This window comes from Gelidibacter sp., assembly GCF_035577925.1.
Classification (GTDB): Bacteria; Bacteroidota; Bacteroidia; order Flavobacteriales; family Flavobacteriaceae; genus Gelidibacter.
This window is the reverse complement of sequence record NZ_DATJCY010000362.1, coordinates 1-19,850: the sequence shown is the minus strand read 5'-3', so window position 1 is coordinate 19,850 and position 19,850 is coordinate 1. Positions and strand designations below refer to the sequence as shown.

General features: G+C 32.5%; 17 protein-coding genes. 16 read left to right on the top strand and 1 reads right to left on the bottom strand.

The features are described from left to right. From rfbA to VNJ50_RS13890, 16 genes are all read left to right on the top strand, one after another. The coding region (rfbA, locus tag VNJ50_RS13965; RefSeq protein WP_325582910.1) for a glucose-1-phosphate thymidylyltransferase RfbA at nucleotides 1-738 on the top strand (738 nt) is incomplete at its 5' end. Nucleotides 739-745: 7 nt separating this feature from the next. Next, nucleotides 746-1,291: a dTDP-4-dehydrorhamnose 3,5-epimerase gene (gene rfbC, locus VNJ50_RS13960; protein WP_325582909.1), complete on the top strand. Its 546-nt coding sequence runs from the start codon at nucleotides 746-748 to the stop codon at nucleotides 1,289-1,291. Next, entirely contained in the window at nucleotides 1,288-2,145 is an 858-nt protein-coding gene (gene rfbD / locus VNJ50_RS13955) for a dTDP-4-dehydrorhamnose reductase (protein WP_325582908.1), read from the top strand. The genes rfbC and rfbD overlap by 4 nt, the downstream gene beginning before the upstream one ends. Nucleotides 2,146-2,341: 196 nt before the next feature. Next, entirely contained in the window at nucleotides 2,342-3,478 is a 1,137-nt protein-coding gene (gene wecB / locus VNJ50_RS13950; RefSeq protein ID WP_325582907.1) for a non-hydrolyzing UDP-N-acetylglucosamine 2-epimerase, read from the top strand. After that, nucleotides 3,475-4,719 carry a UDP-N-acetyl-D-mannosamine dehydrogenase gene (gene wecC, locus VNJ50_RS13945; protein WP_325582906.1) on the top strand — a complete coding sequence of 415 codons (1,245 nt, stop codon included), beginning with the start codon at nucleotides 3,475-3,477 and terminating at the stop codon, nucleotides 4,717-4,719. Before wecB ends, wecC begins: the two co-directional genes overlap by 4 nt. 80 nt (nucleotides 4,720-4,799) lie before the next feature. Continuing rightward, entirely contained in the window at nucleotides 4,800-6,245 is a 1,446-nt protein-coding gene (locus VNJ50_RS13940; protein WP_325582905.1) for a D-glucuronyl C5-epimerase family protein, read from the top strand. Continuing rightward, nucleotides 6,223-6,714 (top strand): hypothetical protein, encoded by a 492-nt coding sequence (locus VNJ50_RS13935; RefSeq protein WP_325582904.1) that lies wholly within the window; start codon nucleotides 6,223-6,225, stop codon nucleotides 6,712-6,714. The genes VNJ50_RS13940 and VNJ50_RS13935 overlap by 23 nt, the downstream gene beginning before the upstream one ends. A gap of 142 nt (nucleotides 6,715-6,856) precedes the next feature. Continuing rightward, nucleotides 6,857-8,119 (top strand): oligosaccharide flippase family protein, encoded by a 1,263-nt coding sequence (locus tag VNJ50_RS13930; RefSeq protein WP_325582903.1) that lies wholly within the window; start codon nucleotides 6,857-6,859, stop codon nucleotides 8,117-8,119. Then, entirely contained in the window at nucleotides 8,112-9,089 is a 978-nt protein-coding gene (locus VNJ50_RS13925; RefSeq protein ID WP_325582902.1) for a glycosyltransferase family 2 protein, read from the top strand. Before VNJ50_RS13930 ends, VNJ50_RS13925 begins: the two co-directional genes overlap by 8 nt. 5 nt (nucleotides 9,090-9,094) lie before the next feature. Next, entirely contained in the window at nucleotides 9,095-10,231 is a 1,137-nt protein-coding gene (locus tag VNJ50_RS13920; protein WP_325582901.1) for a glycosyltransferase family 4 protein, read from the top strand. Continuing rightward, the gene (locus tag VNJ50_RS13915) at nucleotides 10,224-11,459 is read left to right on the top strand and encodes an O-antigen ligase family protein (RefSeq protein ID WP_325582900.1); all 1,236 of its coding nucleotides are present in this window, start codon (nucleotides 10,224-10,226) and stop codon (nucleotides 11,457-11,459) included. Before VNJ50_RS13920 ends, VNJ50_RS13915 begins: the two co-directional genes overlap by 8 nt. After that, a complete protein-coding gene (locus VNJ50_RS13910; RefSeq protein WP_325582899.1) occupies nucleotides 11,440-12,702 on the top strand; it encodes an O-antigen ligase family protein in 1,263 nt (420 codons plus the stop codon). Before VNJ50_RS13915 ends, VNJ50_RS13910 begins: the two co-directional genes overlap by 20 nt. Then, nucleotides 12,692-13,903, top strand: coding sequence for a hypothetical protein (locus VNJ50_RS13905; protein ID WP_325582898.1), 1,212 nt, complete (start codon nucleotides 12,692-12,694; stop codon nucleotides 13,901-13,903). The genes VNJ50_RS13910 and VNJ50_RS13905 overlap by 11 nt, the downstream gene beginning before the upstream one ends. After that, nucleotides 13,866-14,606 (top strand): WecB/TagA/CpsF family glycosyltransferase, encoded by a 741-nt coding sequence (locus tag VNJ50_RS13900; RefSeq protein ID WP_325582897.1) that lies wholly within the window; start codon nucleotides 13,866-13,868, stop codon nucleotides 14,604-14,606. Before VNJ50_RS13905 ends, VNJ50_RS13900 begins: the two co-directional genes overlap by 38 nt. 195 nt (nucleotides 14,607-14,801) lie before the next feature. Next, nucleotides 14,802-15,791: a UDP-glucuronic acid decarboxylase family protein gene (locus VNJ50_RS13895; RefSeq protein ID WP_325582896.1), complete on the top strand. Its 990-nt coding sequence runs from the start codon at nucleotides 14,802-14,804 to the stop codon at nucleotides 15,789-15,791. Nucleotide 15,792: 1 nt separating this feature from the next. Beyond that, nucleotides 15,793-17,145 carry an undecaprenyl-phosphate glucose phosphotransferase gene (locus VNJ50_RS13890; RefSeq protein WP_325582895.1) on the top strand — a complete coding sequence of 451 codons (1,353 nt, stop codon included), beginning with the start codon at nucleotides 15,793-15,795 and terminating at the stop codon, nucleotides 17,143-17,145. 216 nt (nucleotides 17,146-17,361) lie between these two features. Here VNJ50_RS13890 and VNJ50_RS13885 read toward each other — a convergent pair. Then, nucleotides 17,362-19,850, bottom strand: a 2,489-nt coding sequence (locus VNJ50_RS13885; protein ID WP_325582894.1) for a S9 family peptidase, incomplete at its 5' end; no start/stop codon positions are given.

Sequence of the window (19,850 nt, the reverse complement as noted above, 5' to 3'; positions counted from 1 at the left end):
TTGATATATTCAGGAATTCGAGAGATTTTAATAATCTCAACGCCTCAAGATTTACCGCTCTTTAAATTGTTGTTGGGTGATGGTACCCAATTTGGCTGTGAATTTCACTATGCCATCCAACAAGAACCCAAAGGATTGGCACAAGCTTTTTTGATTGGCGAAGAGTTTATTGGCAAGGATAAAGTAGCATTGATTTTAGGCGATAATATTTTTTACGGATCAGGATTGTCTGAATTATTGCAAGCAAACAACAATCCTGATGGCGGAATTATTTATGCCTATCATGTCAATGATCCAAAACGCTATGGTGTGGTTGAGTTTGATGACGACGGGCATGCCATTTCTATAGAAGAGAAGCCTTTAAAGCCTAAATCTAATTATGCGGTTCCTGGTATCTATTTTTATGATAATTCGGTCATTGAAATCGCCAAAAGCATTCGACCAAGTAAAAGAGGTGAACTGGAAATAACAGATGTCAATAAAGCTTATTTAAATCAAGGAAAACTTAGCGTCAGTATTTTAGATAGAGGAACTGCGTGGCTAGATACTGGCACTTTTAATTCTTTGATGCAAGCCTCACAGTTTGTACAGGTTATAGAAGAGCGTCAAGGCCTTAAAATAGGTTCTATTGAAGAAGCAGCCTATAAGATGGGTTTTATTGATAAAAAACAATTACAGGCACTTGCTGAGCCTCTTTTAAAAAGTGGTTATGGAAAACATCTGTTAGAATTAAAATAATTTTCAGTTGGAGAAAGAACAAACATATTTAGAAGGCTGTTTTTTAATTACGCCAAAGGTGTTCTCTGATGAGCGTGGTAATTTTTTTGAAAGTTTCAATAAAAGCCAGTTCTATCAATTGACCGATCTTGATGTTGATTTTGTGCAGGACAACCAATCTACTTCGCATCGTGGTGTTTTACGGGGATTGCATTTCCAAACAGGCAATTATCAACAAGCTAAATTGGTGCGGGTTATAAAGGGAAGCGTTTTGGATGTGGTGGTGGATATCCGACCTCAATCAAAAACTTTTGGACAACATTTTTCGACTGTTTTGAGTGCTGAAAATTGTAAACAACTTTTTATTCCCAAAGGATTTGCACATGGATTTGTAGTTTTGGAAGACGATTCCATCTTTGCTTATAAATGTGATGAATATTACCATAAAGCATCCGAAGGCGGCATTATTTATAACGACGAAACATTAAATATCGATTGGCAGTTTCCTGAATCGGAATTGATAATTTCTGAAAAGGATAAAGTTTTACCATCATTTAGAAGTCTTTTTAAATGACGACGAAGGTTCTTGTGACAGGTGCAAAGGGGCAATTAGGACAATGTATCCAAAGTATTGCTCATCAATATCCAACCCTAAACTTTCTATTTGTTGACAAACAGCAGATGGATATCACAAACATCATTCAGATTTCAGAATTTTTTAAAACCCATAAAGTTGATTGGTGTATTAATTGTGCGGCCTATACTGCAGTAGATCAAGCAGAAAATCATAAGGAAGAAGCTTACCAAATCAATGTTTTAGGGACACGGAATATTGCGCAACTCTGTCAAGAATATGATGTGAAATTAATTCATATTTCTACAGATTTTGTTTTTGATGGTTTAAAGACCTCACCTTATACTGAACGGGATGCAACAAATCCAATAAATGTTTATGGAGAAACTAAATTAAAAGGAGAATTAGAGGTTAAAGCTCATTGTGCATCTCATTTTATAATACGAACGTCTTGGTTATATTCTGAATTTGGGCATAACTTTATGAAAACCATGTTGAGGCTAGCTTCTGAAAGGGATATTCTGAGAGTTGTAAATGACCAAATAGGATCTCCAACTTATGCGTTAGATTTGGCAGAAGCGCTGCTGCATATTATCCAAAAAGATAAGGATCATTATGGTGTTTTCCACTATTCAAATCAAGGGCAAATCAGCTGGTTTGAGTTTGCAAAAACTATTTTTGAATTAGTCAATCACCATATAGTTCTAGAGCAAATTCTAACAAAAGATTATCCTACTTTGGCTACAAGACCTCTATACAGTGTTTTGGACACTTCTAAGATTTCCGAAGCATTTAATTTAGAAATTCCGTTTTGGAAAGATGGTTTGGTTACAGCGTTGTCCAAAGTACAATAATTAGCAAGATAAAGTTGATAAAGTTTAATGTTCAATGAGGATGCGAAATTGTTCGTTTTGAAAACTCTTAAAACAAAACCGATTTCGACTTGCTTAATCTTCAATATGTTCTATTTTTGCCAAACATGAAAAACACCTATCGCGTACTTATTCTTTTGCTTGATATGCTCTTTCATAAAAACCAAATCTATTAAGAATGTCAAAGAAAAAAAACCTCATTATATTCGGCACTCGTCCAGAAGCTATAAAAATGGCACCTTTAGTGAAAGCATTTTTAAAGGAGACTGCTCTTTTTGAAACTAAAGTATGTATTACCGCACAGCATAGAGAAATGCTTGATCAAGTGTTAGATTTCTTTGAAATTATTCCAGATTTTGATTTGGATTTGATGAAACCCAATCAAACATTGAACAGTTTGACTTCTGATATTCTCTTAGAATTGAAGCCCATTCTTGATGAATTTAAACCCGACTATGTTTATGTTCATGGCGACACCACTACCACAATGGCGTCTGCTTTGGCTTCTTTTTATTCGGGTGCAAAAATTTGCCATGTTGAAGCCGGTTTGAGAACTTATAATCTACAATCGCCTTTCCCTGAAGAAATGAATCGTCAAGTGACCGGCATTATTTCCAATTACAATTTTGCACCTACCGATGCTTCTCGAGCCAATTTGATCCAAGAAGGAAAAGTTGCAGAAAACATCTGTGTCACCGGAAATACCGTCATCGATGCGTTGTTGTATGGCATTGATCGGGTGAATTCTTCTGAATTTGAAGACCAAGAAATTGAGAACCTAAAATCTATCGTTGATCCTAATAAAAAAACCATTTTGGTCACAGGTCATCGCCGAGAAAACCATGGTGATGGTTTTGTGCGAATTTGTGAAGCTTTGAAGCAAATTGCTTTACAACATCCAGAAGCACAAATCATATATCCAGTGCATTTGAATCCAAAAGTTAAAGATCCTGTTTATCGCATTTTATCAGGAATGGATAACATTTCGTTGATTGATCCTTTGGCTTATCCCGCGTTCATTTGGCTGATGGAAAAATCCTATCTACTCATCACTGACAGCGGTGGCGTTCAAGAAGAAGCACCCAGTTTAGGCAAGCCCGTATTGGTGATGCGAACTACTACCGAAAGGCCGGAAGCAGTTGCTGCTGGAACAGTCATTTTGGTTGGAACTGATAAGGATAAAATAATTTTAGAAGCGTCGCGTCTGTTGAACGACGAAAAAGCTTATGAAGCAATGACCAAAGTTCATAATCCGTACGGTGATGGAAAAGCAAGTGAACGAATCGTACAATTTATACAAGAACAAATCAAATGAGATTTAATGCAGAAGTTGTGACTATTGGATTGGGGTACATTGGATTGCCAACATCCGCCTTGATTGCACAAAATAAAATTAAAGTGTTAGGCGTGGATATTAATGCTTCAGTTGTGGAAACCATCAATCAAGGAAAAATACACATTGTAGAACCTGGGTTGGACACTGCGGTTTTAGAAGCAGTGAATCAAGGATATTTCAAAGCAAGTTTAACGGCTGAAATCGCCAATGTGTATTTGATCGTAGTACCAACGCCTTTTAAAGGAGACCATGAACCCGATATTTCCTTTGTACAATCGGCAACAGAAAAAATCTTGCCGTTATTGAAAGCTGGCGATTTGTACATCATCGAATCAACCTCTCCTGTAGGAACTACTGAGAAACTACAAGAATTTATTTTTTCAAAACGACCTGAGTTGAAAGGAGTATTGTACATGGCGTATTGTCCAGAAAGGGTTTTGCCTGGTAACGTGATGTATGAGCTGGTGCACAACGATCGGGTAATTGGGGGTGTGGATGAAATTTCCACTGAAAAAGCAGTGGCTTTTTACAGTCAATTTGTTCAAGGTGATCTTCACAAAACCAATGCAAGAACGGCGGAGATGTGCAAGTTAGTCGAAAACTCTTCAAGAGACGTTCAAATTGCTTTTGCGAATGAATTGTCTTTGATTTGCGACAAGGCGAATATTAATGTTTGGGAGTTGATTGAATTGGCAAACAAACATCCTAGAGTCAATATTCTTCAGCCCGGAAGTGGCGTTGGCGGTCATTGCATTGCTGTTGACCCTTATTTTATAGTTTCGGATTATCCGTTGGAAACGCGCATCATAGGCACGGCAAGAGAAGTCAACAACTACAAATCATTTTGGTGTGCAGAAAAAATCAACCAAGCAAAAACAGCCTTTCAAATCGAACACAACCGCGAACCAAAAATCGCTTTAATGGGATTGGCCTTCAAGCCCAACATCGATGATTTGAGAGAATCGCCTGCTCGGTATATTGTGCAACGCGTTTTGCAAAACGCCAATGATGAAGAGTATTTTATAGTAGAACCCAACATCCAAGATCACAATATTTTTAAGCTTACTGATTATCAAAAAGCCGTTAAAAAAGCAGATATTATTGCATTCTTGGTCGCGCACAAAGAGTTTTTTGACTTGGAGATCAGCGAAGAAAAAGTAGTGTTGGATTTTTGTGGGGTAAAAAACAGAATCCTTAATTTAAAAGTAGTTTATAATTAGTTTGTTAATCGGTATAATATAGAAGTTGATCTACATATCGAACATGCGTAAGTATTGAAAAAAAGATAAAATTTGAATAGATGAAATTATTAAGATTAATTATATTATTTTGTTTGCTTTCTTTAGTGGCTTGTAAAAGCTCGGTTAAATTGCCTCAAGAAGGAATTAATTTTTATCAAAAGAATAATTTGAAAGATGTTGATTTAGTTCCCTTATTTCCATTTACAAATAGCAATTTGGAAAAGTATAATGACTTAACCTATGATGAAAATAAAATCCCTCTTTTAAAATACAATGATTCATTAATTTATTATCCAGTACAATACACACAAGTTGCTTTACATTATTATGCAAAATATTATACTTCTAAAAATCAAGAAGACAAGGAAGTATTTTTGATGCAAGCAAAGGAAATTAGAAATAGGTTAGTAGTCAAGGAAGGGTTTGGTGTTTGGGAATGTGGCGTCAAAATATTACCCTATAATGTTGAAACACCTTTTGCGTCTTCTATGGCTCAAGGATTTGGACTTGGAGTAATGATACAGGCTTATGCTCTTACTAAAGACCAGTCTTATTTGTTAGCGGCAGAGCACGTTGTGAGTTCTTTTGATGTTATGATTTCGGATGGTGGTATAAAGAGTGTTTGGGATACTTATCCACATTATGAGGAGTACGCTGATCCTGATTCACACGTTTTAAATGGGTACATTTTTTCCTTAGCAGGACTATATTATTATTATCAATTAGTAGGAAGCGAAAAAGCACTTAGACTATATAACGAAGGGATTGAAGCTTTATCTGTTAAAATAAAAGATTATGATGCTGGTTTTTCAAGTTTTTACAGCTTAATAACAAGCACTGGTCAATACCCTTATAACTCTGCTAATGGTGATAATCCTGATCATTATCACGAATTAGTAATTATTCAATTGATAGCCCTATATTTATGGACAGAGAATAAGGTGTTTTATGAATACGGATATAAGTTTTACCAACAGCGTCTTTCTCAGTTAGATAAAAGTATTCCCAATAAGTTAAAGTCTATAAAAGCATCACATACTATCGTTCCTGAAACTCATGGAACAGATAATTTAATGAATAACAATTGGACTTTTGGAAACTTTTGGAGTACGAATAAATTCCCATCAGAATTAGAATTGGATTTTGGAACACATCGAAAAGATATTACAAAACTTATTTTATATGGAGCAGGAGACATAGGGTCTTTACCTGATAAATTTGAAATATATGTTTATAATAATGATGTTTGGAGCATAGCAAATACCGATGAGGATATATTAAGAACACACCATACAAAGTTTCAAACAAGACATCATAAAACATATGTTATTGAATATGATTTATTTGGAAGGTTTGAAGGCAGTAAGTTAAAGCTTAAATTTTTAAATTCTGTGGGTGGTGAATCTATTGCATTAAGAAATATCAACGTTTTTTTCAATGAAAGAAATGAATTTAATCAATTAATTGAGCTTGTAAAAGAGTATGAAAAAGATTCATTTAATTAGCTTAATCATTTTATTGTTTTGTGGCGCTTGTGCTTCTAAACAAGAAAACTATCTTAATAAGGGTTTAGTTGAGTTACAGAATAAAAGACCAGTAAAGATGTCTTTAATTGAAGGTTTTAGCATTGAAACTTTTGGAATAATTAAATCTGAAGATAAGCAAGATACTTACGATTTGGTTTTTTTGTTAAACGCAGATGTAACTAAAGAGGTAGTAGAAAATTATAGTGTTACCATTAGAGTTGTCCCAACAGATGAAGAAAAAGAGCTAAATGAGATTACTACATCAGAATTGATTTGGGATTTCAAACCAGAACTTATAGAAAAGAATGGTCATAAGTATATGATTAATACAGTCAATACCAAATTAAAAAAAATAAAAGAATTTCGCTTCGCTCTTTATCATAGGGATAGATATAAAGGAGAGATATTAAGCAAAGTTATTTCAGTGCGGAATATTACGATGTATTAGGATTTTTTACTATATCCTAATAAATTCCATGGCAATAGTATTTTGTAAATCAAACTTTCAGAAGTAAAACCTTATTGTATTAGTATTTCAGTCAATTTTAAGTAAATTCACAAACGTATTATTTTAATTAACTATAAAACAGATGGTTAAAAGTGTTTTGAAGAGTGATCTATTTAAAAATATTTCATCATTAGCACTTATTCAGGTAGGTAACTATATCATTCCATTATTGATCATTCCATACATAAGCAGAATTATAGGAATTGAAAATTATGGGAGTTTAGAATATGCGAGAACCATTGTTTTATATTTTACTATATTTTTAGATTATGGTTTTAATTTATCATCAACCAGAGAGATATCTGTTCACCGAGATAATAAAGAGTTAGTAAATAGAATTGTAACTAACACTTATATTGCAAAAGGGATTTTGCTATTAATATCTATAATTGTCTTTATACCTTTAGTTTCGTTAAATACTAGTTTAAATGACATTTCATTACTTCTTTGGGTCACTTTTTTAATTAATTTTGGTAATTTCTTGTTTCCATTATGGTTTTTTCAAGGTATTGAAAAAATAGCTTCAATTGCAAAAATTAACTTTGTAGTTAAGATATTAATTGTTGCTAGCGTTTTGTTTTTTATAAAGCAAAAAGAAGATTATTGGAAGTATAATTTATTCCTATCCTTTTCTCAAATCTGTATAGGTATTTATTCTTTTTACGTATTATTTAGCAAATATCAAATTCAGTTTATTAAGACCACTTTTAAAGAAGTCATTGATAAATTTAAAACTGGTTTTAAGGTGTTTTTCTCATCAATTTTAGTGGCTTCCTTTGTTAGTTATGGTTTTTTGCTTTTAAAAGATGTCGGAACAGACATAGATGTTGGGGCTTATTCAACAGCCAATAAGCTAGCTATGACAATCCAAGTGTTAATTTTGCTTCCTTTTAGCCAAGCCTTTTTTCCATTTATTGTGAAAACGGCTTCAAATGATATTTATAAGTTTCAAAAGTTAATTATAAGAGCGAGTGTTGTAATTTTTGTTTTAACAATGTTTATTGGAATCATTTCATTTTATTTTGCAGGCTTCTTTATAGGCTTAATATTTGGAAATGAATTTTTGTTTGCTAGCGAAACATTTCAAATTTTGGCTTTTTTACCGATGTTTACTATACTTAATAATTTATATTGTTACCAAGGGCTTTTGAGTTTAAATAAAGATAAACTGTTTTTAAATATTCATATCTTTTTTACAATAATTATCTTGTTGATAAGCTACTTCTTAGTTCCAGTATTTGGTCTAAAAGGTGTGGCTTTAATTAGGTTAATTTCAGAGGTTTTAATTATGTTGGTTGCTCTTTTTTATTTAAAGAAAACCATTAATACTTTAAAAAATGAATAATCCCGAGCCGTTTTTGTCTATTGTTATCCCTGTTTATAACGTAGAAGAGTATTTAGAACGTTGTATTGAATCTATTTTGACTCAATCTTTTGATGATTGGGAAATGATTATTATAAACGATTGCTCACCAGATCAAAGCCAAAAAATCATAGATCGTTACGTTTTAAAAGATGGAAGGATTAAAAGCGTTATTAATAAAAAAAATAGAGGACTTGGAGCGACAAGAAATATTGGAATAAAGCATTGTAAAGGCAATTATGTACTTTTCGTAGATAGTGATGATTATGTAATGGTTGGCAATGAGCTTGATTTAATGTGTAAGCAAGCAAGCAATAACAGTTTGGATGTATTAGACACACCTTATCTTATATTAGAAGAAGGAAAAGAGACCAAACTAGCCCCACGCAAAATAAACGCTTTGAATGATGAAATTTATACTGGCCAAGCGTATTTACAGCAGATTGATATTTTACCAGTAGTGGTGTGGAATAAACTCTATAGAAGAACTTTTATCTTAGATAACGCCATTATTTTCAAAGCGCGTAAATATGAAGACATCTGCTTTACACTAGAAGTGTTATATAAAGCAAAACGAGTACAAAATTGTACTGTTCCTTTTTATAATTATATAATACGTCCAGGTTCTATAATGACATCAAAACCTAATCACTCGTCTATTAATGATTGTTTTGCGCTATGTGAAGACTTGGAGAAATTATATTTAGAGTGTGACAAAAATCCACAAATAGAAAAAAGTTTTTTTTATAGTTTCGTTGCTTTAGCTAATCTGTTAAGGCATTTTGAGGCATGCGATCTTAAAAATGAAATGACAAAAAAATTGCAAGCATTGCACTATAAGTATCGTTTTTATATTTTAAAAGCAAGCAAACTAGGCTTTAAACAAAGGATATTATTATTTATATCCCCAAATTTAATGAGTATAATAGTTAATAAAGTTAGGAAATCCTAGAGTTAATGAAAATTGCCATAATTTCTTCGAGATACCCAAGTCACAATAACCCTTACAACCATATGTTTGTACACATGCGTTGTATTGAAATGCATGCCAAGGGACAAAAGGTGACAGTATATGTTCCTGCTGATAAACATAAAGATTATATATACGAAGGGATAAGCGTTAAAATGATGCCGTCCAAAGATCTAAATAAAGAGTTACAGTATTATGATATTCTGTATTTACATTTATTAAATATTTATCCTTATCAAAAATCCAATGGATGGTTAATTTATAAAAACATCATGGAGAATAAGCTTCCATTTGTAATGTATGTTCATGGCAGTGAGGTTCAAAAATATGGGGCACGTATGTTTGAGTTTAATTACAAAATCAGTGATTTTTTAAAGTGGATTAAAAAGGATGCATTAGTAATTCCAAAAATGAAGAAATTTTTAGAACAAACCATGCATAGAAAAAATGCAGCGTTTGCGTTTCCATCAGTTTGGATGAAAAATGATATGGAGGAAAATTTAAATGTGACATTAAATAAATACCATATTATACCTAATGGAATTGATACTGAGTTATTTAAGTACAATAACCTTTATGATAATCGATATAAGTTTCTGACATTAAGACCGTTATCAAGTAAAAAGTATGCGGTTGATTTGGCTATTGAAATAATGCAATATTTACCAGAAATTTTTACATTAGATATTTATGGAAAGGGACATTATGAACGTATATATAAAAAACAGATACAAAGTTTAAAACTTGAACATAGAGTTAATATTAAAAATAGTTTTATAAATAGAGCTGATTTAAATACATTTTTTTCAAACTATGGTGTCTTTTTAGTTCCAACAAGAATGGATGCCCAAGGTGTTAGTATGTGTGAGGCTATGTCATCAGGTTTATTAACAGTTAGTAGTAACAATACGGCTATACCAGAGTTCATTGAAAATCGAAATAATGGAATTATTGGGAATGACTTAAAAGAAGTTGCGAAAAGCTTAATTTCGATATTAGAGAATGAGGATAACTATAAAACAATCACTACAAGCGCACGAGCGTCTATGGAACGTATTGATATTGCCCTTACTGTAAAAGACGAGCTCATGTTATTAAATAAAGTAGCCTCATCTTATGAGTAAGTACATGAACATAAGCAGTTTTGTATTGGTATTAATGTTCATGCTGTTGCCTATTGATATGTTTAACGGTTTTCTGTTACATAACAATATAAACTTACCGCTATCTTTGGGTCAGTTATATAAATTTATAATTTTATTGTTTCTATTTACTAGTTTATTATTAAAACCTAATAAACTAATACTGTCTTTAGGTTTAGTTTTCCTTCTCTTAATTCCTTCTTTATTTCAAGTATTTTTACAATTTAGGATTGATTTTTTATTTAATGATATAATAAAAATAATACGATATCTAACACCGGTTTTTGCATTTCTCTTTTTTGTTGATTACATAAAAAAAGAGTTCGGTTTAGGCATGTTATTTAAATTGGTGAAGTTTTCTTTTATAGTTTTTAGTTTAAATATTCTACTAAAGTATGTTGGACTGGGCTACCCAATGTATGTTCATAATAATATTGGAAGTAAGGGATTTTTCTACGCTGGAAATGAGACTTCCGTCGTTTTGATTATTTTGAGTGCTATTATTGGCTATAATTTTTGGTTGGAAAGGCGGTTTTTCAGATACTTTTTATTTTTCATATTTACTTTATTTGTGGGCATAACTATAAGTTCAAAAACGGGTATGCTTGGTGTTGTTCTAACTTTTTTGTTTATACCCATGAAGACTTCTCATATTAAGTTTACCTTTAAAAAGCTAAACTATATTTTATTATTTTCAATTGTTATTATTCCAGCTCTAGTTTTCACTTTTATTAAGGTAATTGTTAATTCACCTATTTTCTTACGATTTAGTTTTTTTTGGGAAAAGTTAGACTTCGTAACTTTTGTTTTCTCACATCGAAATGTGTTTTTTGATAATGCATTAAAGGTCTTTTATAATAATTACCATTTTGTAGAAAAAATAATAGGGGTTGGACAAACTAAATATGAACTATTGAACGGTGGTTCTATTGTTGAAATTGATATCGCAGATATATTTTTCGCATATGGGTTTATGGGCTTATTATTGTTTTTGACATTGATGCTTTTTATTATTTATCAAGCAAAACTTTTTAAAAGGACTGGAAGCTATCCCTACGCTAGCTTTGTGCGCTTAATGGCGATTGTTTTGCTTGGTATTTCAACTATAGCGGGCCATGTCTATAGTTCAGGTATGGCAGCTGTGTTTTTGGGATTATTATTTAGCTTAATGTATATAAAGGAAAATCAAATTGAGACTGAGACAACATAGTGAAATTGCAATAATTTCCGGTGCTTTTTTATTTGGATTCGCTTTGTTCTTTAAAACAGAATTGGCTAATGTAGCCTTAATACTTTTTTATGCTGCTGTGGTGTTTAACTATTTTGTCAGCAAGTCCGGCTTACCTAAACTTGATCGTAAGATAGTTTTCGGAACTACACTTATGTTGTTGATTTCCATATTAATAAGTATTGTTCATTTAAAAGATGCTGAACCAATTTTAAATACTTTAGGACGACGCATAACTTATCTTTTGTCTCCCATAATGTTTTTATTAATTCCCAACAAACAGCTAAAAGTGTTAACAAAATATGCTTTTAAAGGATTGATCATTGGAGGGGTGCTTTCATCAATATTTCTTATTCTTAATATCCTTAATGAATATTACTTTACTCGCCCTTTTTTATCTATTGATAAAGACATATTAAACTTTTATCACACAAATTTCTACTTTACCAGAATTGTGGATATACATCCAAGTTATTATGGAATGTATTTAATTACAGCTTTGGCATATATTTATTTTTCTGATGGTGTAAAGTATAAAATATTGAATGTTATTTTTAGTATAATAATAATTGTCTCCATAATATTTTTAAACTCAAGAATTATTTTGTTCTTGTTTTTTGTTTTACACCTTATTTCCCTGGTGTCATTCTTTCAAAAACGGATAAATAGTATTTTCAAAACATTAATGGCATCTACAATAGTTTTTGTCTTGCTATTGGGTGTTTTGTTTGTTACAACTAAATCTACATATGCGTTTCAGCGTATCGTAAAAGAAACGCTTTGGGAATTGACTTATAAGGTAGATGATAACTATAACTCCAGTGGTAAAGGAGATTCTCGATTAGCAAGATGGCATGCTGCTTTAAATCTTATAATTAAAAAGCCACTTTTAGGTTATGGTGTTTTAAGCGAGAGTAATGAACTATTATACGAATATAAACGATTAGGAATGAAGAGCGCTGCCGAGAATGAGTATAATGCGCATAATCAGTATTTGGGATTTACCTTAGAAGGTGGAATCTTTTCTTTTCTTGCCTTACTTTGTTTTTTGTTTTTTAATTTATATATTTCGTTGAAAAGCAGAGATTTATTATTTTTTTTCTTTGTAATTAGTGTTTCATCAATTTGTTTCATTGAGAACTATTTAATCAGAAATGCGGGTGTTGTTTTTGTTGCTTTTTTCTCTTCAATGTTCCTTTTTAATTATGTAAAGAATGATAGCTAGAGTTCATCTCATATATTACTTTACTGTGAGTGTGATTATTTTTTTGCTATCTGATGCATTATCAGTGCTTTTCCCTACTTTTTTAGAATTTAAAATTTCCTATTTTTTAAAAGGTAGTGTCTTTTTTTTTTATTTGGTTCTTGCAATTAAGATTTTATCGATTAAAAATCTTTTTTTGGCCTCTTTTTTTGTAATCATTTTTGCGACATCCCAATCCTATCTTTTTTATGTCGACAAAATTAATTTTATTGGGTTAATAGATAATTTACGGTTTTTTATTTGGTATTTTTTTGGCGTTATTTTAATATTTCTCTTTAACAAAAACGACTTAGATTCCATAGCATTGAATTTATTGGAAAAATTAAATAAAGTAGCATTGTTAATTATAACGATAGTGTGCATTAGTGTGCTCATAGGTTTTATTTTCAATTTAGAGGTTTTAGAATCATATGATGGTTCAAGATGGGGATATAAAGGAATTTTGTCCAAGTCAATCACCACCTCTTATTTTTTTATAATATCACTAAACTATTTGTATTATGATGCGGTGATTCTTAAAAAGAAGAATTTTTTTTTCACTCTTGTCTTATTATGTTCTTTATTAACCGGAACAAAAAGTATTTATCTGTTTTTATTATTACTATTATTTTTTGATATTATTTCTCAAAAGAGATATAAATTGAAATCTTTTTGGTTTGTATTTATTACCATTGTGTTTTTGATGGTAGTATTTAGAGAAAAAATATTGAAAATGACCGATTTTGTTACGGGGTTATTTTATAGGTTATATCAAGAAAAAGGATTGATGTATAGCCTTACGTCCTATAGAAGTGAGATGTTGATAGACGGCATAAATTATTATAGATCTCAATGGAATTGGGTAAATTATTTAATAGGAGGACGATTAATAGAAATAAGATATTTTGAGATGTCTTTTTTTGATCTATTCTATTTTTTTGGATCTATTGGCTTTCTTTTATTCCTTTACATTTTAATAAAACATCTTATAATTCCGTTTTTTAAAAAAACAGCAATTTCCGGCTTATTCATTATTTGTTCAGTTTTGTTAGTAGCCTTTTTTTCTGGCCAATTTTTTAATAATTCGACGGTAATAATTCTGTTTTTTTATTTTTTGCTCCTTATTCGATTAAATTTAACGTACTATGAACAAGATAAACATCCTAAACACCTCCATTCATAATTTGACAATGCAAGAAACTTTGCAGATTGTAGTCCATACAATTTCTAAGGAAGAGCAAATACATCATGTCGTTGTCAATGCAGGAAAGATCGTTGCTATGCAATCTGATTTGCAACTGCGTCAAAGTGTTAATGAAAGCGATTTAATAAATGCTGATGGGCAAGCTGTTGTTTGGGCTTCAAGATTTTTGGGAAAACCTTTAAAGGAGCGCGTTGCAGGTATTGACCTTATGGTTAATTTGGTGGAGATAGCCCATCAAAATAGGTACAAGATATTTTTTTTTGGAGCGAAAGAGGAAATCGTTAAAACGGTAGTCGAAAAATATTCAAATCAATATTCGTCCGATATTATAGCAGGTTATAGAAATGGCTATTTCAAAAAGGAAGAAGAAGGTGATATTGCTAAAAAGATAGCTGAAAGTGGTGCCAATATTTTGTTCGTTGCAATTAGTTCTCCAACCAAAGAAAATTTTCTCTATGAAAACAAGCACTTGCTTAAAAACGTCAACTTTATAATGGGGGTTGGTGGAAGCTTTGATGTCGTTTCGGGCAAAGTAAAACGAGCACCTTTATGGATGCAAAATTCTGGCTTAGAATGGTTTTATAGGTTTGCTCAAGAGCCTAAACGTATGTGGAAAAGATATCTTGTAGGTAATACAAAATTTATATTCCTTGTGCTAAAGGAAAAGTTTTCCAAATCCTAATTCTCCAAACCTAATGCGCCATTTGTATACATGTACTAAATTATATTAAAGGATATAATTGCGAACTTGTTTGGCCAAAATTGAAAACAACACATTATCTTTGAAACCTCATAACCACTATTCTAATTTACAGTAAGATAATTTTGAATTGGTCAAAAAAGGAGCCATTTCAATAAGAACCCAAACTCAATGCAAATGCCCAAAACCATACTCATCACCGGAGCTGCAGGATTCCTAGGATCACACTTATGCGACCGTTTTATAAACGAAGGCTTTGACGTTATCGGGATGGATAATTTTATTACCGGTGATCCTAAAAATATCGAGCATCTAAAAGGTAATCCACAGTTTAAGTTTGTAGAACATGATGTGACGGAGCATATTTCCATTGATGAAGATCTGCATTATATCCTACATTTTGCGTCGCCAGCAAGCCCGATAGATTATTTAAAAATTCCGATTCAGACGTTGAAAGTTGGTTCCTTAGGCACGCATAACTTACTGGGTTTGACAAAAGCAAAAAGGGCCAGATTACTAATTGCATCCACTTCTGAAGTTTATGGAGATCCGTTGGTACATCCACAATCAGAAGATTACTATGGCAATGTCAATACCATTGGCCCTAGGGGTGTTTATGATGAAGCCAAACGCTTTCAAGAATCGATAACCATGGCGTACCACAGATTTCATGGTCTAGAAACGCGCATTGTCAGGATTTTTAATACTTATGGTCCACGTATGCGACTTAATGACGGCCGCGTTATTCCGGCATTTATGGGGCAAGCCTTGCGAGGTGAAGATTTGACCATTTTTGGTGATGGTTCCCAAACGCGTTCTTTTTGTTATGTAGATGATCAGGTTGAAGGAATTTATAGACTGCTGTTTAGTGATTATCCTTACCCTGTTAATATTGGTAATCCACATGAAATTTCAATCAAGGATTTTGCGGAGGAAATCATAAAATTGACCAATACCCAGCAAAAAGTAATTTATAAAGATCTGCCAATTGACGATCCCATGCAACGGCAGCCAGATATTAGCTTGGCGAAAAAATTATTGGATTGGGAGCCCAAAGTAAATAGGGCAGAAGGGATGCGAATAACCTATGAGTATTTTAAAAACCTGACCGAAGAAGAGTTGTATAAAAGTGAACACAAGGATTTTACGAATCATATAAAAAAATAAATTGGACTACAGGCGTGGGCGATATGCAGGTTTTATCAAGCCATTATTCTTAATGGTGGATTTGGTGTTGCTTAATGTGACCGTTGCATTTTTTCCAACGAACATTACAAATACTTTTATTTTTGGGGTATATATTTCTTGTTTATGGGTGATTTTATCTCTTAGAACTGGATTCTATGAAGTTCAAAGACAGAGCAAGATCATTCAAATTTTACCGGTCTTATTTAAGCAAATCATTCTGTTTGCTTTTGTGCTTTATGCGTTTATAGGTGTTTTTAAACAACCTGATATCAGTAGGTTCGCTCTAGGAATCTATTTTCTGACCGTATCATTTTTAATTTTGGTCTTTAAATTTTTCACCTTTTACTTATTAAAAAAATACCGTTCAATTTTAAGTGGCAACATTAGCCAAGTCATTGTCATTGGGAAAAATTATAAAACCCGGCAATTAATAAAAACATTCAAAACCCGATCGGATTTTGGATATCGTTTTATGGCACAATTTAGTGTTTCAGATCCTGACTTTTCATTACAGAAATGCTTTGATTATGTATTAAACAATAATATTGATGAAATCTATTTTGCGGTTTCAGAATTATCTAATAAGCAAATTAATCAATTGGTTGATTTTGCAGATAATAATTTGCGTGAACTCAAGTTTATTCCCGATAACAAGGATATTTTTTCTAAAAGGTTGAGGTATGAGTATTATGAATATACACCCATATTATCTATAAGAACCATTCCTTTAAAAGAGCCAATCAATAAGTTTTTAAAACGCTTATTTGATATATTATTTGCATCTTTTATTATAATCTTTGTTCTTTCCTGGTTAACGCCAATTTTGGCCATTCTGATTACCCTAGAATCCAAAGGCCCTGTATTTTTCAAGCAATCCAGAAATGGTTTTAATAATAAAGTATTTGCTTGTTATAAGTTTAGATCCATGATGCCCAATAAAGAGGCGCATCTTAATCAAGCGACCAAAGGCGATCTGCGGATTACGAAAACTGGCAAATGGCTGAGAAAAACTAGTATTGATGAATTACCACAGTTTTTTAATGTACTTTTTGGCGATATGTCAGTCGTTGGCCCCCGACCTCACATGGTAAGCCACACCAACATGTATGCAAAGCGCATTGATAAATTTATGGTTCGGCATTTTGTGAAGCCTGGCATTACAGGATTAGCGCAAATAAGTGGATTTCGAGGTGAAATAGAGACGGATAAGGATATTATAGGACGTGTTAAATACGATATATTTTATATCGAAAACTGGTCGTTATTATTGGACATCAAGATTATTATAAAAACCTTTATGAATGCTATAAAAGGCGAAGAAAAGGCTTATTAGTGGCCCTCAGCCTTAAGTATAAGAGTAAGACCAATTAGGTATTTGCTAAAAGATAATATAAGTGCTTTTTTAGTGGAGTTATAAAGTAGGTTCAGATTAGAAAATATTTTTAAACCGAAGTAATAACAATCTGCATTAGCTTTGAAGTGTAAAAATTAATTCAAAAAGAAAAACCACGCTTATTAACGTGGTTTTCTAATTGTTTCTTAGCCTTTTTTATTTAGATTTTGGCTGATCTCTATTGATCTCAATCATATCCACATCTGTAATTTCCTTGCCAAGGAAGTGTTTGCTAAAGTGATCGGCTCCTAGCCAAAATGAATACTCGGTCATGTTTCCAAAACCATGGCGCTGTCCTGGCAATAACATAAAATCAAAACGCTTGTTGGCCTTGATCAAAGCATCCGCCATTCTTATGGTTCCACCTGGATGCACATTATTATCTACATCGCCCGTAATCAACATTAAATTTCCTTTTAGGTTTTTAGCTAAAGATTGATTGCTATCAATTAGGAACTTATATTTTATATTACCGTCATTATCCATTTCTTCTTGGACACCATGATGCGTTTCACTCCACCAACTGTTATAAATATTATTATCATGGTTTCCGGCTGAAGAAACGGCAGCTTTAAAGAAATCTGGATAAACCAACATGGCTGCTGTGGACATAAATCCTCCACCGGAATGTCCAAAAATCCCCACTTTATCAATATCAATATAAGCGTGCTGATCTGCAAGTTGCTCTGCAACGTGCTTTTTATCTGCCAATCCATAATCTCTGAGATTCCCATAGCCATAGTTATGATACCATTTAGAACGGTCTGGATGTCCACCTCTGTTACCCATTGTTACTACAATAAATCCAACTTGAGCCAATCTATCAAGGCGATCCATGCTGATAGAGAATGATTTGTTGACCGCTTCCGTTTGTGGGCCTGGATAAACGTATTGTAATAAAGGATAAGACTTCGTTTCGTCAAAATCGAATGGTTTATACATCACACCATAAATATCTGTAATGCCATCATCCGCTTTCATTTTAAAAGGTTCTGGGAATTTATAGCCAGTTGCCATTAATTGCGATAAATCAGCTTCTTCTAATGCCATGACAAGATTTCCTGAACTCGATCTTAATTCCGATTTTGGAACCGTATTAACTCTCGAATAATTGCTTACAAAAAAGCCATTAGAATCGGCCATACTTGTGTTTGTATTATAATCGCCAGGATTTAAATTTTTTAATCCAGAACCATTCAAACCTATTTTGTAAAGATGCTCGTAGTAAGGATCTTGATTTTTAGTAACGCCGTTTGCCGTGAAATAAAGTGTTCTGCTTTTTTCATCTACACCTATAGCTTCATTAACGTGGTACGATCCTGAAGTGATTTGATTTTTTAAGTTCCCTTGGGTGTCATACAAATAATAATGTGCCCAACCCGAACGCTCTGCCCAATGCAACATTTCGGATTCGTTATTAAGTAAAACTAAAGGACGCGATTCAATATAAGTATTGAAACGTTCTTCAATTAGTACTTTAGTTTCTCCAGTATTGATGTCGGCTACACAGATATCAAATTTTTTACGATCTCTACTGATCGTATTATAATAGATTTTACCTTTTTTGGAAAGTAGTAACGCAGGTTTAAATTCATCTCTGGCATTTGACTTTTTTATAGGTTCACGATAAATTTGTACACTTTGTTGTTTTACAGTATCAAGTTGGACTTCAATATTGCTTTTTGAAGGCATATCAAACACATATATTTTTGTTTTGGCAAATTCATCTTCGCCCGGCATGTGATATTTATAGGTTTCTAGAGTTGGTCGTTTCTCTGAAGTTGAATTGATAACCCAAAGCTCTTTAAGCTGTCTTGAATCAGATCTTTGGAAAACAAACTTTTTTGAATCGTGCGACCAAATGCCGTAAATAGATTTGCGTTTGTCTTTATCTTTTAACATGGATTCGTTGGTTTCGCCTCTTCCCGATGGACCTCCGTACGAGTAATAAAGCTCACCGTCTTTAGTCCATTGGTGCTCTACAATCGTGGTATCTTTTTCGTTTTTTACAGCTTTTAGGAAGTTTTCTTTATCCATCCAATATAAATTGTAATGCTTAGAAAACAATACTACAGAGCTGTCCGGTGCAATATTGGCCCATTTTTTCCACTCTTCTTTATCCTTCTTTTTGTTGTCAATAACGGTTAGACCATTACTTCCAAGAACATATTCAAAATGATAAACTTTATTTACTTTTTTTGCTTTCGGCTTTTTCTTTTTGTCAGTTTTTGTGGAATCTGTTATTTTAGAGTCGGTTTCTTTTGTATCGACTTTATCTGAACCGTCATCTTTAGTTTCATCGTCAACTTGCTCGGTAGAAGTCACATAAAAACGAATAGCGGTTTCGTTTTTTACAAACTTAAAATCAAACTTTGGCAAATGCTGGGCATCGTAAGGATCTTTTGTGATTTCTGTTAACCACTTTGCCATTTTTTCGTTATCAAAAAGTTCTTTTTTGCTGTTTTTATCGGCATCGACGATATAATATTTAGAGCCTTCAGTGGTTTTGTATTGGTACCAAAAGCGATTACCATTTTTTAACCATTGTGGATTTACAGAAGTAGAATGTACCAGTTTTGCTAAATTAGTTGGTGAATATTTGGCTGCAGCTCTATAATTTGGTGTTGGTGTTTTTCTTTTTTCTT

Coding starts and splice junctions, on each gene's coding strand:
- VNJ50_RS13930 (WP_325582903.1), top strand. CDS start 6,857: ATGGTTAAAAGTGTTTTGAAGAGTGATCTATTTAAAAATATTTCATCA.
- VNJ50_RS13920 (WP_325582901.1), top strand. CDS start 9,095: ATGAAAATTGCCATAATTTCTTCGAGATACCCAAGTCACAATAACCCT.
- VNJ50_RS13935 (WP_325582904.1), top strand. CDS start 6,223: ATGAAAAAGATTCATTTAATTAGCTTAATCATTTTATTGTTTTGTGGC.
- VNJ50_RS13915 (WP_325582900.1), top strand. CDS start 10,224: ATGAGTAAGTACATGAACATAAGCAGTTTTGTATTGGTATTAATGTTC.
- VNJ50_RS13940 (WP_325582905.1), top strand. CDS start 4,800: ATGAAATTATTAAGATTAATTATATTATTTTGTTTGCTTTCTTTAGTG.
- VNJ50_RS13900 (WP_325582897.1), top strand. CDS start 13,866: ATGAACAAGATAAACATCCTAAACACCTCCATTCATAATTTGACAATG.
- VNJ50_RS13925 (WP_325582902.1), top strand. CDS start 8,112: ATGAATAATCCCGAGCCGTTTTTGTCTATTGTTATCCCTGTTTATAAC.
- rfbD (WP_325582908.1), top strand. CDS start 1,288: ATGACGACGAAGGTTCTTGTGACAGGTGCAAAGGGGCAATTAGGACAA.
- VNJ50_RS13905 (WP_325582898.1), top strand. CDS start 12,692: ATGATAGCTAGAGTTCATCTCATATATTACTTTACTGTGAGTGTGATT.
- wecB (WP_325582907.1), top strand. CDS start 2,342: ATGTCAAAGAAAAAAAACCTCATTATATTCGGCACTCGTCCAGAAGCT.
- VNJ50_RS13895 (WP_325582896.1), top strand. CDS start 14,802: ATGCCCAAAACCATACTCATCACCGGAGCTGCAGGATTCCTAGGATCA.
- wecC (WP_325582906.1), top strand. CDS start 3,475: ATGAGATTTAATGCAGAAGTTGTGACTATTGGATTGGGGTACATTGGA.